The sequence below is a fragment of the Verrucomicrobiia bacterium genome (assembly GCA_036405135.1).
GTDB lineage: Bacteria > Verrucomicrobiota > Verrucomicrobiia > Limisphaerales > JAEYXS01 > JAEYXS01.
Genome location: DASWYF010000049.1, coordinates 50,164 through 63,537 on the forward strand (window position 1 = coordinate 50,164; position 13,374 = coordinate 63,537).

Annotated in this window: 12 protein-coding genes; 5 read left to right on the forward strand and 7 right to left on the reverse strand. The window is 55.8% G+C overall.

Annotation, left to right across the window (positions count from 1 at the left end; all coding sequences use genetic code 11):
• Nucleotides 1–8 precede the first annotated feature (8 nt).
• The 4 genes from lpxD to VGH19_23300 all read right to left on the reverse strand — a co-directional run bounded on the left by lpxD (nucleotide 9) and on the right by VGH19_23300 (nucleotide 3,743).
• Complete coding sequence (gene lpxD / locus VGH19_23285; GenBank protein ID HEY1174310.1) at nucleotides 9–1,040, reverse strand: UDP-3-O-(3-hydroxymyristoyl)glucosamine N-acyltransferase; 1,032 nt, start codon at nucleotides 1,038–1,040, stop codon at nucleotides 9–11.
• Nucleotides 1,041–1,090: 50 nt separating this feature from the next.
• The gene (locus tag VGH19_23290; GenBank protein ID HEY1174311.1) at nucleotides 1,091–2,065 is read right to left on the reverse strand and encodes a fatty acid desaturase; all 975 of its coding nucleotides are present in this window, start codon (nucleotides 2,063–2,065) and stop codon (nucleotides 1,091–1,093) included.
• Between the two features lie 95 nt (nucleotides 2,066–2,160).
• Entirely contained in the window at nucleotides 2,161–2,868 is a 708-nt protein-coding gene (locus VGH19_23295; protein HEY1174312.1) for a DNA alkylation repair protein, read from the reverse strand.
• 167 nt (nucleotides 2,869–3,035) lie between these two features.
• Nucleotides 3,036–3,743 (reverse strand): GNAT family N-acetyltransferase, encoded by a 708-nt coding sequence (locus VGH19_23300; protein HEY1174313.1) that lies wholly within the window; start codon nucleotides 3,741–3,743, stop codon nucleotides 3,036–3,038.
• 296 nt (nucleotides 3,744–4,039) lie between these two features.
• On the opposite strand from VGH19_23300, the gene VGH19_23305 reads away from it, so the two are divergent.
• The 3 genes from VGH19_23305 (at nucleotide 4,040) to VGH19_23315 (ending at nucleotide 7,728) form a co-directional block, all read left to right on the forward strand.
• On the forward strand, nucleotides 4,040–5,791 hold the full coding sequence (locus tag VGH19_23305) for a pitrilysin family protein (protein HEY1174314.1): 1,752 nt from the start codon (nucleotides 4,040–4,042) through the stop codon (nucleotides 5,789–5,791).
• Nucleotides 5,792–5,796: 5 nt separating this feature from the next.
• On the forward strand, nucleotides 5,797–7,281 hold the full coding sequence (locus VGH19_23310) for a pitrilysin family protein (GenBank protein HEY1174315.1): 1,485 nt from the start codon (nucleotides 5,797–5,799) through the stop codon (nucleotides 7,279–7,281).
• Between the two features lie 234 nt (nucleotides 7,282–7,515).
• Nucleotides 7,516–7,728 (forward strand): hypothetical protein, encoded by a 213-nt coding sequence (locus tag VGH19_23315; protein HEY1174316.1) that lies wholly within the window; start codon nucleotides 7,516–7,518, stop codon nucleotides 7,726–7,728.
• A 197-nt stretch (nucleotides 7,729–7,925) separates the two neighbouring features.
• Here the strand turns inward: VGH19_23315 and VGH19_23320 are convergent, their stop codons facing one another.
• The 3 genes from VGH19_23320 to VGH19_23330 all read right to left on the reverse strand — a co-directional run bounded on the left by VGH19_23320 (nucleotide 7,926) and on the right by VGH19_23330 (nucleotide 11,286).
• Nucleotides 7,926–9,596 carry a 30S ribosomal protein S1 gene (locus tag VGH19_23320; GenBank protein ID HEY1174317.1) on the reverse strand — a complete coding sequence of 557 codons (1,671 nt, stop codon included), beginning with the start codon at nucleotides 9,594–9,596 and terminating at the stop codon, nucleotides 7,926–7,928.
• Nucleotides 9,597–9,876: 280 nt separating this feature from the next.
• Nucleotides 9,877–10,257, reverse strand: coding sequence for a VOC family protein (locus tag VGH19_23325; protein HEY1174318.1), 381 nt, complete (start codon nucleotides 10,255–10,257; stop codon nucleotides 9,877–9,879).
• A 45-nt stretch (nucleotides 10,258–10,302) separates the two neighbouring features.
• The gene (locus tag VGH19_23330; GenBank protein ID HEY1174319.1) at nucleotides 10,303–11,286 is read right to left on the reverse strand and encodes a right-handed parallel beta-helix repeat-containing protein; all 984 of its coding nucleotides are present in this window, start codon (nucleotides 11,284–11,286) and stop codon (nucleotides 10,303–10,305) included.
• 265 nt (nucleotides 11,287–11,551) lie between these two features.
• On the opposite strand from VGH19_23330, the gene VGH19_23335 reads away from it, so the two are divergent.
• Both VGH19_23335 and VGH19_23340 read left to right on the forward strand, forming a co-directional pair.
• Nucleotides 11,552–12,526: a substrate-binding domain-containing protein gene (locus VGH19_23335; protein ID HEY1174320.1), complete on the forward strand. Its 975-nt coding sequence runs from the start codon at nucleotides 11,552–11,554 to the stop codon at nucleotides 12,524–12,526.
• A gap of 148 nt (nucleotides 12,527–12,674) precedes the next feature.
• Nucleotides 12,675–13,364: a family 16 glycoside hydrolase gene (locus tag VGH19_23340; GenBank protein ID HEY1174321.1), complete on the forward strand. Its 690-nt coding sequence runs from the start codon at nucleotides 12,675–12,677 to the stop codon at nucleotides 13,362–13,364.
• The last annotated feature ends 10 nt before the right edge of the window (nucleotides 13,365–13,374 follow it).

Here is a 13,374-nt window from a genome sequence, read left to right on the forward strand (position 1 = left end):
GGAAGCACTTAGGCTCCTGTCTTAGCCTTCAATTCTTCGATCTGTTTCTCCAGATCGCGCATGCGGCGGATGATGTCAGGGAGTTGCGTGCTGGCGATTATCTGACGTTTGGCCACTTTATCAGGGAACGCGGGCGTCCCTAGCACCTTGCCGCCGTCCTCGATATCCCGCATCACGCCGCTCTTCGCGCCGATGGTCACTTGATTGCCGATCTTCAAATGATCAGCGATACCCGATTGCGCCGCGACCACGCAGTAATCGCCCATCTTCGTGCTGCCGGCGAAACCGACCTGGCCGGTGATGATGCAATGACGGCCGATGGTGACGTTATGCGCTACATGCACGAGGTTATCGATCTTGGTGCCTTGGCCGATGACGGTGGAGCCGAGGGCGCCACGATCAATGGCGGTGTTCGCGCCGATCTCCACATCGTCATGGATGATGACGTTGCCAATCTGAAGAATCTTGCGATGGCGGCCTTCATCCAGCACGTAGCCGTAGCCATCTGAGCCGATAACTGTGCCGGCGTGGATGATCACGCGGTTGCCCACCTGACATTGGTGATAGATGACCACGTTCGGATAGAGTCGGGTATCATCGCCCACTTCGGCATCGCGACCGATGTGGTTGCCGCCCATGAGCACGGCGCGGGCTCCGATCTTGGCGCGGGCTCCGATGACGCAATTAGGGCCGATATGGGCGCTGGGGTCCACTTGTGCAGAAGCGTCGATGACGGCACTGGGATGAACGCTTGGCGTGTATTGGTCTGGCGGAAAGAAAAGAGGGAGCAGACGGGCTACGGCGATACGCGGGTTCTTGACGCGGATGAGTGTCTTCTTGGTGGAATTGAATCCTTCCGGGACAAGGATCGCGGAGACTTCGCTGGCTTCAGCCGCGGCGAAGTAAGTTTCCTGGTCGGCAAAGGTGAGGTCACCGCTGCGTGCCTGATTGGCGGCGGCGAAACCGGTGATGACGACGGAACCGTCACCGATGAGTTCTCCGCGGACTTGTTCAGCGATCTGGGCGGCAGTGATGGGCATAAAGGATGATTGGATTCGAGTTTACCCTCATGCCATTCACGAAGGCGGGATCATTTCGTCGGCAAGGGGACCATCTGCTGGGTCTCCACATCCCAGACTTTCAGGCGCAGGCAGCGAATGATGTCCATGGGATGCAGAGAAGTGACCTTGGGCTTCTGCAATTCCGGCATACCACTGAGGGCTTCCGGCAGGCGGTAGAAGGGAATTTTGGAATTGAGATGATGGATGTGATGGTAGCCGATGTTGGCGCTGAACCAGTTCATCAATGTGCCCATCTTCATGAAGCTGGAAGACTCCAGCGCGGCGGCATCGTAGGTCCACCCGGCATTGTCACGGAAGGTCACTCCCGGGAAATTATGCTGGGCATAGAAAAGGTAGCTGCCGATGCAGCAGGAGATGCCGAATGGGATCAGCACGGTCAAAACCACTGCCACCCAACCGCCGATCGCAGCGACCACCACAATCAAGGTGACATGAAGGACAAAAGCGATGAGGCAGTCATAGTGTGCCTTGGGATTGTTGAAGAAGGGATAAATGCTCATCCCGAAAAGGAACATGAAGGCGTAGCCGAAGAGGATGGTCAGCGGATGCCGCATGAACAGGTACTTCATGCGCTTGGCTTTTGAGCACTTCAGGAAATGCTCCTTGGTCATGATCGGGTAAGAGCCGATGTGCGAGCCCTTCAGCTTGGAATTGTGATTGTGATGATGATTGTGCGAGCTGCGCCAGATGCTGCTCGGGCTCAAGATGAAGATGCCGAAGAGGCGCATCAACCCTTCCGCCAGCTTGGAATTCGGCAAAATAGCGTGGTGCTGCTGGTCATGATAGATGACGAAAAAGCGGAGGATCAGCAAGGCACTGAGCACACTGCAAACGATACGACCGGGGAGGCTGTGATTGAACAGGGTGCCCGCCATGAACGCTATCAGGAGAGCCGCAGTGGAAAGGATATACCACCAGCTTTTGGCCGGGTGGTCGCTCGTATATGGCTTGGTCGCCAAGATCAAATCTTTACCAGTGCGCATGCTTGGGCTAAGGCGGGCGAATAATCTGCTAAAAACCACGCGCTGTCCATGGCGGACTTTATCGCATCAATAGATTATCACATTTTGATCCGCGTTCAGCATTTGGCCGATTTTCGCTTTTTGCCGAGAGTGCCACGTTTTTGCACTTTCTGGATGTAATCGGTGGCGGAGAAGACTTCGCAACTGTTATTACCCATGTCCGCAGTCACCTTGCCGATCTTTTCAGCGGTTTTCAGGGCGAGTTCGGTGAGCGGGGTGACGCAGGAGCCGACGGCGATGATGAACATGTTCATCTGGTAGCGCACGAGGTCGGGGGACTCGTGGATGGTTTGCTGGACGCGTTTCAGGAGGTCTTTGAGTTCGGCGAGGTTCAGTTCGGCATCTGGCTTTACGGAGACGAGGCTGCTGAGAGTGGCCCAACCGGTCACGGCGATGAGCGGTTTCTTGGAATCGATCCATTTCATGGCCATCGCGTGACCATGAGGGCTTCCGGCGGCAACACTGGCGACGGCTCCGGGTAAACCGGCTCCGTAGGCACCATCGGCCCAGCGTTGCAGGTCGCGCTTGGTCATGCGGGCGTCATCGGCGATGAGGCTGGCGAGATACATGGCGTCGTAATTGCCCGTGGCGTAGAGATCGAGCGCGAGCCGGTAATCCATCTTGATGCGCTTACGTATCTTTTGCAGGTCGCCGATCTTCACTCCGAAGCAGGGTTCTTTGACGCCGTGATTGTTCATCATCACGCGCTTGTAGCTCGCGGTGCCGAGGGGTTCGAGTTCAGCGAGGATGGATTGGGCGGTCATGGGAGTGGCTTGTTGATAGCAGAGATTGATTGAATGCCCAATGAGGAATTTGGCTGTTGTTTCGAGTTTCTTGTTTGTGGTTTCGAGTTGGGGGACTGTGAATCTGGATACGACTGTGAATTACCGGTGCCAACCCGAAACCAGAAACTCCAAACCCGAAACATATTCTAAACCGCTTGGACGGGTTCTTCGCTGAGCGCGGGGGAAATGGTGTCGATCTGATAGGATTCGCGGCCGAGACCGTCAGTGCCGAGGCTGGCTTCCATAGTGCGGCTCAGGGGCACTTTGTAGTTGCCGCGGATGCGGACTTCCCGCCATTGGAGAATGGAATCGATATGGCGGGCGATGTAGGAGGTGTAGGAAAGCGCGGCGAAAGGATACTCCTTGTCATCAGAGGCGAGCCATTTGCCTTGGTCCTGAAAGCCAAAACGGCGGTAGAAGGTGAGCGAGGCAGGCAAGGCGAAGATGAGGAGATGATTCATCGTATCGGGTTTGCCTATCCCGGTCCTGCCCACACGTAGCAAAGTCATAGTGGTGCCGATGCGATCCTTTTGGTAATCAGGATGCACCAAGCCGTAGCAGAGGGTGTAGATGTTCGGGCCAAGTCTTAGCAGCCCGGAGCAGGCAATGATTTTACCCTGTATTTCCGCGACAATCATACCGTTTTCCGGCTGACGCAGATGGGCGGCGAAGGCTTTTTCGTCACCTTCTGGAAAGCGTCCTGCAGAGACCAGCCGGTAGAGGGCCATGAGGCGAGGGTAATCTTTTTCTTCGCAAGCACGGAAATTGATGGGAATGAGCAGGGGAGGGTTCAACTCGCGATCCAAGTCCGTGTAAGCGAACTTGCGGCGGACCCATGTAAGCAATGCGCGCATGAATGAGACCCAAGGATTGCCCTTGATCACTACAGTAAGCCTTCATATGGGGGTGTCTAATGAAAGTTTTTGATGGAGTTTCCAGTTTCTTGTTACTGGTTAAGCGAATTCTGGGGTTGTTCAAAATGATAGGTCTTATAGGGCCAATATGACAAATGATTCGAACGCTGAGACGAGTTTTGAGTCGAATCAGAAAAACCCATTTTAGGGTGAAGATGTAATTACGGACAGCTTGCTTGTCGCAGTTGTATCGTTTGGAACCTTGCACTACAGTGTGCGGCACAGAAATTGAACCCATGAAACGGCTAACGCGCTTCTTTGTCCTGCTTGGTCTCGTCGCCTGCACGGCGCTCGGGCATGCCCAGCAGGTGTCCGTGGTGGAAAAGGAACTCTCCAATGGCATGAAAGTGCTCATGCTGCCGCGCAAGGGCGAGCCGACCATCTCCGGCGGCTGGGTGGCGCGCGTGGGCAGTGCGAATGAGCGGCCCGGCATCACGGGCATCGCGCATCTCTTCGAGCACATGATGTTCAAGGGCACGCCGACGCTGGGCACGAAGGATTACAAGAAGGACTTGGAGATCATCAATGAGCAGGAACGGCTGCGCGACTTGATGCGGGCGGAGGAAGGCAAGATGCGCGATCTGTATCGCAAGGGTGAGATCGCCGATCCTTACAAGCCGGAGAACAAAACTGCGCGCTACAAGGAGCTGGAAAAGCAGTTCAACGAACTGATCAAGCAGCAGCGCGAGATCATGGTGAAGAACGAGTTCGACCGCGTTTACACGGCCGCGGGCGGTTCACAGATGAACGCGTTCACGTCGACAGACATGACGGCGTATTTCATCACGGTGCCAGCGAATCGCTTGGAGTTCTGGATGTGGATGGAGTCGGAACGGCTCTTGCGCCCGGTGTTCCGTGAATTCTATGCGGAGCGCGATGTGGTGTTCGAGGAACGCCGCATGCGCACTGAATCCACTCCTACGGGCCGCTTGGAAGAGATGTTCAACGCGATGTTCTGGGAATCGCATCCATATTCCTGGCCAACGGTCGGTTGGCCCTCGGACATTCCCGCCATCAGCAAGGTGCAGGCAGATGAGTTCTACGCGCTGTATTATCAGCCGCAGAATCTGACACTGGTGCTGGTGGGTGATTTCGATCCGAAAGATTGCGCGGCGCAGTGCGAGCGGTATTTCGGGCGCATCGCGAAGGGCAAACAACCCGCTCCCGACGTAGTGACGCTGGAGATGAAGCAGGCGGGCGAGAAGCGCATGAACGGTGAGGCGGAGGCGAATCCGATGGTGGATATCCTCTATCACACGGTGCCGTTCGGTCACAAAGATTCTTACGCGCTGGAAGTGCTGGGACAGCTCCTCTCCACGCGCACGGGCCGTCTCTACAAAGGGATGGTTCTCGGCAAGCAAGTGGCCACGGAGACTTGGGCGCGACAGGATGGTTATCGTTGGGCGGGCTCCTTCAACATCGGTGGTGAGTGCAAGGATGGCGTGACGCCGGAGAAAGTTGAGGAGGCCATCTACGCAGAGATCGAGAAGATCCAGAATGAAACGGTGTCTGCCGAGGAGCTTCAGAAGGTGAAGAACAACTTCGCGGCGAGCGAGTATCGCAAGCTGGCGAACAATCACGCGATCATGTTCCAGCTCATCTACAACGAGGGTTTCGGTGATTGGAAGGAAATCAATGAAAGCGGCAAGAAGGTGCAGACCGTTACGGCCGATGATGTGAAGCGCGTGGCGAATGAGTATTTCAAAAAGGAGAATCGCGCGGTGGCGACTTACACGCGTAAGCCGGGCAAGGAAGGCGCGGCGGGTGGTGATGACATCTTCGCAGGATTGAGCGAGGAGCAGAAATCGGTCATCCGCAAGGTGCAAGGCTCCATCCAAGCGGAGAGCAGTGTGGAAAAATTGAAGCAGGCGCAGGAGCAGATCACGAAGCAGATGGGCGGCGCGGACGCGAAGAACAAACCGTTCCTGCAGGCGTATCTGAAAATGGTGACGGAACGTATCAACGCTTTGGAGAAAGGGACGAAATGAAGGGCATGACACGTAGAACTTGGCTGGCATTGACGCTCGCGGCCACGGCGACGACAGCGTTCGCGGCGGATATCCCGGATCGTCCGGAGAAGCTGCCGGTGAAGCCGCTGAAGTATGAGGCACCGAATCCGGCGGATTACCGCACAGTGCTGAAGAGCGGGCCGGTGGCGTATCTCGTTCCCGATCGCGAATTGCCGCTGATAAACATCAGCATCCTCGTACGCACGGGGGATTACCTGAATCCGGCGGGCAAAGAAGGTCTCGCGAATCTTACGGGTTATTTGCTTACGAAGAGCGGTATCGCTTCCAAGAGCGCGGAGGAGTTGGATGAACGGCTGGCGTTCCTAGCGGCGCAGTTAAATTCGGGCATCTCTGAGGCGCAAGGCACGGTCGCGCTAAACTTGCTCTCGAAAGATTTGGACGAGGGTCTGCAAATCTTGCGCGATGTGCTAACCGCACCGAAATTCCAAGACGACAAGATCGCCTTGCGCAAGCAGCAGACACTCCAAGCGATGAAGCAGCGGAATGATGATTCTGCCGCGATGGAGTTGCGCGAGCGGCGCTTCCTGCTCTATGGCGACAAGTTCTTCATCAACCAGCATCCGACGGCGGCTTCCATCGAGTCCATCACGAAGGATGATTTGAAGGCGTTTCATCAGAAGTGGTTTCATCCGGGCAATTTCATCATCGCGGTGAATGGTGACTTTGATCGCAAAGAGATGACGGCGAAGCTGGAGAAGCTGTTCGCGAACTGGCCATTCAAGGGCGAGAAACCGCCCACAGTCCCGAGTGAAGTGACGTTCGCGAAACCGGGCGTTTACGTGGTGGACAAGGATGTGCCGCAAGGCCGCGTGTCCATCCTGTTGCCGGGCGTGTATCGCGATAATCCGGATTACACGGCCATCACGGTGATGAACGACATCCTCGGTGGTGGCGGGTTCACCTCGCGCATCGTGAATCGTGTGCGGTCGGATGAGGGCTTGGCGTATTCAGCAGGCTCGGGTTTCCCGGGCGGCATTTATTATCGCATGGCGTTCGTGGCGGCGTTCCAATCGAAGTCCGGCACGGTGCCGTATGCGACGTCCATCGTGATGGAGGAGTTGGAGAAGATGGCGACGCAGCCGGTGACGGATGAAGAACTGGTCACGACGAAGCAATCGTTCATCGATACGTTCCCGCAGAGTTTCTCCACGGCGGCGCAAGTCGCAGGCACCTTCGCGAGTGATGAGATCACGGGGCGTTACGCGAAGGACCCGACGTTCTGGAAGACGTATCGCGACAAGGTGAACGCGGTGGATGCGAAGGAAGTGAAACGCGTCGCCACGAAGTATCTCACGAAAGATCAGGTGGCGATCCTCATCGTGGGCAAGAAAGAAGACATCCTGAAAGGGCATCCCGATCACAAGGTGAAACTGACCGACTTGAGCAAGGGAGGATTAGTGGATGTGCCCTTGCGCGATCCGCTGACGATGAAACCGATGGCGAAGTAAACCGTTTTCAGAAAGCCTTAAACTGTTTGTTTTGAATGGGTTAAGGCTTTTCTGTTTTTGGATGCGTCCGTTTTCTACATAAGGCTAGGGAATAAAATCCATTGGACATGCCTCTAAACGGGTGTATAAATCTACGCAGTTACCAACTGTTCATTCGCCTTGGCCGGGTAAGCTTGGGCGTCTTTTGAACGGTGGTGACACGGGTAGATATCACCCGTAACAAAGGTTAACCGTATGAAGCTCATCAAAGTGCTGGCCGTTGTGGCCATGGCAGTGTCTCTCGTAACGATCGCCCAAGCCGAAGACAAGAAACCGGCTCCGAAGGGCAAAGCCGGCGGCTGCTGCGCCAAGGCTGAGAAAGCTGGCAAGAAATGCGAGCATCCTTGCTGCGTCGAAGCCCAGAAGGCCGGCAAGAACTGCGAGAAGTGCGGTGGCAAGAACGAATAAGTTCTGCTGACAACTCTCAAACAGGCCAACCGAAAGGTTGGCCTGTTTTTTTGTCGGTTGCACCGACCGGCCAATAAAAACGTCTCCAAGGAGATGTTTTTATTTTTCCCATATTGGCCCGTGGGTGCAACCCACCAAAAGAAAACCGGCGGACCTTTCGATCCGCCGGTTCTTGAATTCGCTTTTTACAGCTTCGCTTATTCGTCGTCGCGACGGGCTTCGTCGGCGGCGTCGAAGGCGTGCTGCAGCGCCACGAGGTCTTCACCGGGCTTGAGCTGGTCGAGCAACTTCTGCTCTTCCTTGAGCTGTTCGGTGGAGTAGTTCGCGGCCTTGATGCTCAGACCGATACGGCGATCGGCTTTATCGATCTTGATCACGCGCGCGGTGACGTCCTGGTCCACCTTGAGCACGTTCTTGATCTTGTCCACGCGCTCTTCGCTGACTTGGGAGATGTGCACCAAGCCATCGATATCGTGAGCCAGGCCCACGAACGCACCGAAGCTCGCGAGCTTCGTGACCTTGCCGGTGACGAGGTCGCCGACCTTGTAGAACTTGTCGATGTTGCTCCACGGATCTTCGCCGAGTTGCTTCACACCGAGGGAGATGCGCTGGTTGCCCTTGTCGAGCTCGAGCACCACGGCTTCCACTTCGTCGCCCTTCTTGAGGACTTCGGAAGGATGATTGATCTTGCGCGTCCAGGAGATGTCGGACACGTGCACCATGCCGTCCAAGCCTTCTTCCAGCTCGACGAACGCGCCGTAGCTGGTGAGGTTGCGCACCTTGCCCTTGATCTTCGTGCCCACCGGATACTTGGTGACCGCCTGGTCCCAAGGATTCGTTTCCAGCTGACGCACACCGAGGGAGATTTTCTGCTCCTCGCGGTTGATGCCGAGCACGACCGCTTCGATTTCCTGGTCCACTTTGAGGACGTCGGAAGGCTTGGCGATGCGCTTGGTCCAGGACAGTTCCGTGACGTGCACGAGACCTTCCACACCGGGTTCGAGTTCCACGAACGCGCCGTACGGCACGAGGTTGACCACCTTGCCCTTGACCTTGGTGCCGACCGGGAACTTGTTCTCGATCGCGTCCCAAGGATTCGCGCTCTTCTGCTTCAGGCCCAGGCTCACGCGTTCCTTCTCGCGATTGATATCGAGAACGACCACGTCCAGCTCCTGACCCACCTTGAGCAGTTCGCTCGGATGACCGATGCGACCCCAGGACATATCCGTGATATGCAGCAAGCCGTCCAGACCGTTGAGGTCGATGAACGCGCCGAAGTCCGTGATATTCTTGACCGTGCCCTTGCGGATATCGCCCGGGACCATTTCGGACAACAACGCCGAACGGCGGTTGTTGCGCTCGGCCTCGATCAATTCGCGGCGGGACAGTACGACGTTCTGACGGTCCTGATTGATCTTAACGACCTTGAATTCGTAAGTATTGCCCACGAAGATCGCGAGATTCTTCGGCGGCACGATGTCCACTTGGGACGCCGGGAGGAACGCTTCCACACCGATGTTGACCAAGAGACCGCCCTTGACCACAGCCTTGACCTTGCCGGTGACCGTGATGCCTTCGTTGGCGGTGTTGACGATCTTTTCCCAGTTCTGTTTGAACTCGGCTTTTTCCTTCGACAAGACGACCATGCCGTCCTTGTCTTCGAGGCGTTCGATCAAGACGTCGATCTTGTCGCCCACCTTGACCACTTTGATGTCATCGAACTCATTGGCCGGGATGACACCTTCGCTCTTATAACCGATGTCCACGAGCACTTCCTTCGGGCGGACTTCGATGATTGTACCTTTGACGATTTCCTCGGCAGCAAAACGCATCGAATGCTGCTTCAGAGCTTCTTCCATCGTTAACATAACAATGTAATACTGACTGACTTGGGGACTAACAGGGAGGAGTATCCAGAAAAGGCGACGAAAGCGCCTTGAGAGGACTCCGATTGCCTAATTACTGACCGAACGTTGCGTGGCAACGGAGGGTTAGAGGTTAGGTTACCTGGTTGACTTATTTTTCTCAGCCTTAATGAACATCCGCACACGCGGCGTTCAGGCAAGGAGCGATAGTATAGACCGGGGAAGGCTATGCAAGGGCCATTTTAACCCCTCGTAGCCGCCGAGATATGGAGGCGGAACCGACCTATCCGTGGGTTTGTGCCAAGCAAGTGATCTCAACCAACCGCCCCATCGGATCCCGCAAATACGCTGAACGCCCCCAGTCATAATCCTTGGGGGGATAAGCGATGCTCAATCCCTTCCCGGCCAGTTCTGCCACCGCCGCATCCACATCCGCTACGCCATAAGCCTGATGATCCTCACACGGCAAATCATCAGGTCCGGGCACGTACCTTTGATGGATGAGCATCGTCAACCCGGAGTGATGGAAAGTGGCGATCGTATCGTCACTATACGTCGGTTCGATGCCCAGAAACTGCCGGTAAAACTGGACCATCGCCGGCACGTCCTCCACAAACCGCGCGATTTCCACAAGCCTGGCCGGTTGATTAAGCGGAAGGTTCATGCTTCAAATCTTTACTAAAGTGTCCAAGCCAGCGCCATCACACAATTATAGGTTCCACTTCCTCACCATCTCCTCAAACCCCACCGGCACATACTCCCCCTCATTCACAAAACCCGCACCCGCACCGCCACCGGCATTCACTACCTTCGTCTTAATGCCCGTTCCCATGCCCAGCCGCGAAATCTTCAAGTCCGCAATCTTATCCTCAATCCGCACAGCCACCGCGGAATCGTAAACCGCACAATCACTGATCGATACCAGCGCCCCACCGTAATCCCCAGTGCCACCACGCAGGCGCAGGCAGATCTCATTATCGCGGAACAGACACCGCTCCACCTTTACCTCCACATGATTCTTCAGGTTCAACGCCGCCAGATTCTCGATCTGCCCCGGCTGATTCCACCCGTAAAACACACAATGGCTCACCGTGATCCGGCTGCGGGGATTCTTCACTGATTGCTTCGTATCCAGCGCATTCTCACCCGGACGCTCGCCTTTCTTGAAACCCGCCGCATCCTCCGGCAACGGTCCGTTCCAAAACGTGCAATTCTCGATCAACACATTGTCCCACGGCCCGCGACCCGGATCGAACTGCACCGAATCACCGGACGTATAATAGATCTCGCAATTCCGTATCACCAGATTCTGCGGCCGCCCCGTGATCCCATGCGCATCCTGCTGATCCTTGAACGTCCCATTCAGCAGATGATGGATCTTGCACGACTCGATCACCACATTCGTCGCATACACTGTGATGCCGTTATGCCTCCCATTCAGTATCTCGCAATTTCGCAACGTGACATTATCCGCCGTGATCTTCACCAAGTTCGCCGCCGCCCACTTCCCATCCACCAGAATATTTTCATAAACCCCCGGCTTATCGATTACCAACCGCTCCACCTTGCGCGGACTCTCCTTGCAACCCACCTTACCTCGCACACCCGCCACATTCTCCGCCCCCTGCAAATGATCCGTGAACACAATGAAAACCAATCCAAGCAGAGCAGGGGATAACCAACGGGTGAACATGGGCGAATACTTTCACACTGAGAATGGAACGCAAGTTTCGGGATACGGATGAAATAATATTCAATCTGCTTTCGAATTGCAGGTGACTAATAAAACGCACGTAACGCTTACCACCCTCGCCCCTTGGAGGGGAGAGGGCCAGGGTGAGGGGTGCCGGGATGTCGTCTGAACACAGAAATGCAATTCCTATTAGAGCTTCGGATTTGGAGCTTCTTTTGAGCTTTGAGCTTTGAATTTGGAGTTTTTCTCTCCTACACTCCCCCGCATGACCCGTTTCGCTTTCCTTATCGCTTTGTCCGCGGCTGTCATCGTGTCTTTGGCATCTGCGCAAACCACTTTCGCCCAAGCCGCGCGCACCTACACCTTCGGCATGATCGCCAAGTCCCAAGGCAACCCATTCTTCGAAGCCGCCAGGGCAGGAGCTAATGACGCCGCCAAGGAACTCGCCGCCAAGCACGGCATCAAGATCAAGATCGACTGGCGCACGCCGAATGAAGAGGACGCGCAGAAACAGGCCGAATACATCGAGCAACTCGTCCTCAATGGCGCGGACGGCATCATCATCAGCTGCTCAGACGCGATCAAACTCACCGACGCCATCAACAAAGCCGTAAAGAACGGCGTGCCCGTGCTGACCTTCTCCGGCGATGCCCCGAACAGCCAGCGCTTCGTCTCTGTGGGTATCGATGACTTCGAATGCGGTAAGGCCACCTTTGAATCCCTCGCCAAATTGCTGAACGGTAAAGGCGTCGTCGCCGCCATCGATGGCAACCCGAACGCCGCGAACCTCCAACAACGCGCCGCCGGTTTCCGCGCCGGTGCGAAGGCCTATCCCGGCATCCGCATCGTGGACATCTTCTATCATAAGGAAACGCCGCAAGACGCCGTCGCCCGCATCGAGCAAGTCATGCAGGCAAACCCGGACATCACCGGCTGGGGTTTCCTCGGCGGCTGGCCGCTCTTCACGGATAACGCCCTGAAATGGCCCGCTGGCACCGTGAAATGCGTCTCCGTCGATGCCCTCCCGCAACAACTCGGCTACGTCCGCAGCGGCCATGTGCAGCTACTCCTCGGCCAGGACGTCTACAACTACGGCTGGCGCTCCGTGGAACACCTCGTGAACAAACTGCACCTGAAGAAGAATCCCGCAAAGGCCATCGACAACACCCAGCTCATGGAAGTGAAGAAAGAGAATGTAGAGCAAATCGCCAAGCAGTGGGAAAAGTGGCTGCCCAAGTGAGGACTCGTTAAATGGTTAAAATCGTTGAATCGTGAATCAATTCCACGGTTCAACGATTTAACGTTTTTAACCTGCCAGCATCGGGAAGGCGGCGACGCTTGTAACCTTACATAGCGCTTCCTCGTCTGGCTCGTTAACCATGAATGCAATGACCCGTTTTCTGGCACTGGCCATCACCGCCGCTTACACCCAGCTCCACGCCGCCGATCCCAAGACCCTCATGACCGAGCGCGGCAAGCTGCTCCTCAGCGAAGATTTCTCCAAGCCCATCGCTGCCGCCAAGGCCGAGAAAGGCAAGCCTGCTGCTGCCGGTTGGCGTATGGCCAAAGGTAAATGGGAAACGGTGGATGGCGCCTTGAAAGGAATCGAACTCAAGGAAGACAAGCACGGCGCCGTCGCCCGTTATCCGTTGGAGTTCAAGGACGTGGTCATCCAATACGATGTGCGTGTGGATGGGTGCCGCATGACGACCCTCAGCATCAATGATACGAAAGAACACGTCTGCCGCGTGCTGATCAACAAAGACGGCTTCACAGCCCAGAAGGATGATCACGACCACGATGGCCCGGACAAGGCGTTGAAGTTCGGCACACAAAAGATCGAGATCAAACCGGGCGATTGGAAAACTGTGGTGCTGGAAATTAAAGGGCAGGAGATGGTCGCCCATATCGATGGCAAGGCGATCGCGGGAGCGCATGAGTTGATCGCCACCGCAAAAGCGAATCTGGGTTTCACCGTTGGCGGGGAGTCAGCTTCTTTCCGTAACTTGCGAGTCTGGGAGGCTTTGCCGAATGAAGGTTGGAGCAAGACCAAGGAGAAATTGACCACGGCAAAGTAGTCGATTGCGC

What these genes read in the sequence shown, in the direction of transcription:
- lpxD (HEY1174310.1), bottom strand. Translation starts at nt 1,040, where the DNA reads ATGCCCATCACTGCCGCCCAGATCGCTGAACAAGTCCGCGGAGAACTC.
- VGH19_23290 (HEY1174311.1), bottom strand. Translation starts at nt 2,065, where the DNA reads ATGCGCACTGGTAAAGATTTGATCTTGGCGACCAAGCCATATACGAGC.
- VGH19_23295 (HEY1174312.1), bottom strand. Translation starts at nt 2,868, where the DNA reads ATGACCGCCCAATCCATCCTCGCTGAACTCGAACCCCTCGGCACCGCG.
- VGH19_23300 (HEY1174313.1), bottom strand. Translation starts at nt 3,743, where the DNA reads ATGCGCGCATTGCTTACATGGGTCCGCCGCAAGTTCGCTTACACGGAC.
- VGH19_23305 (HEY1174314.1), top strand. Translation starts at nt 4,040, where the DNA reads ATGAAACGGCTAACGCGCTTCTTTGTCCTGCTTGGTCTCGTCGCCTGC.
- VGH19_23310 (HEY1174315.1), top strand. Translation starts at nt 5,797, where the DNA reads ATGACACGTAGAACTTGGCTGGCATTGACGCTCGCGGCCACGGCGACG.
- VGH19_23315 (HEY1174316.1), top strand. Translation starts at nt 7,516, where the DNA reads ATGAAGCTCATCAAAGTGCTGGCCGTTGTGGCCATGGCAGTGTCTCTC.
- VGH19_23320 (HEY1174317.1), bottom strand. Translation starts at nt 9,596, where the DNA reads ATGTTAACGATGGAAGAAGCTCTGAAGCAGCATTCGATGCGTTTTGCT.
- VGH19_23325 (HEY1174318.1), bottom strand. Translation starts at nt 10,257, where the DNA reads ATGAACCTTCCGCTTAATCAACCGGCCAGGCTTGTGGAAATCGCGCGG.
- VGH19_23330 (HEY1174319.1), bottom strand. Translation starts at nt 11,286, where the DNA reads ATGTTCACCCGTTGGTTATCCCCTGCTCTGCTTGGATTGGTTTTCATT.
- VGH19_23335 (HEY1174320.1), top strand. Translation starts at nt 11,552, where the DNA reads ATGACCCGTTTCGCTTTCCTTATCGCTTTGTCCGCGGCTGTCATCGTG.
- VGH19_23340 (HEY1174321.1), top strand. Translation starts at nt 12,675, where the DNA reads ATGACCCGTTTTCTGGCACTGGCCATCACCGCCGCTTACACCCAGCTC.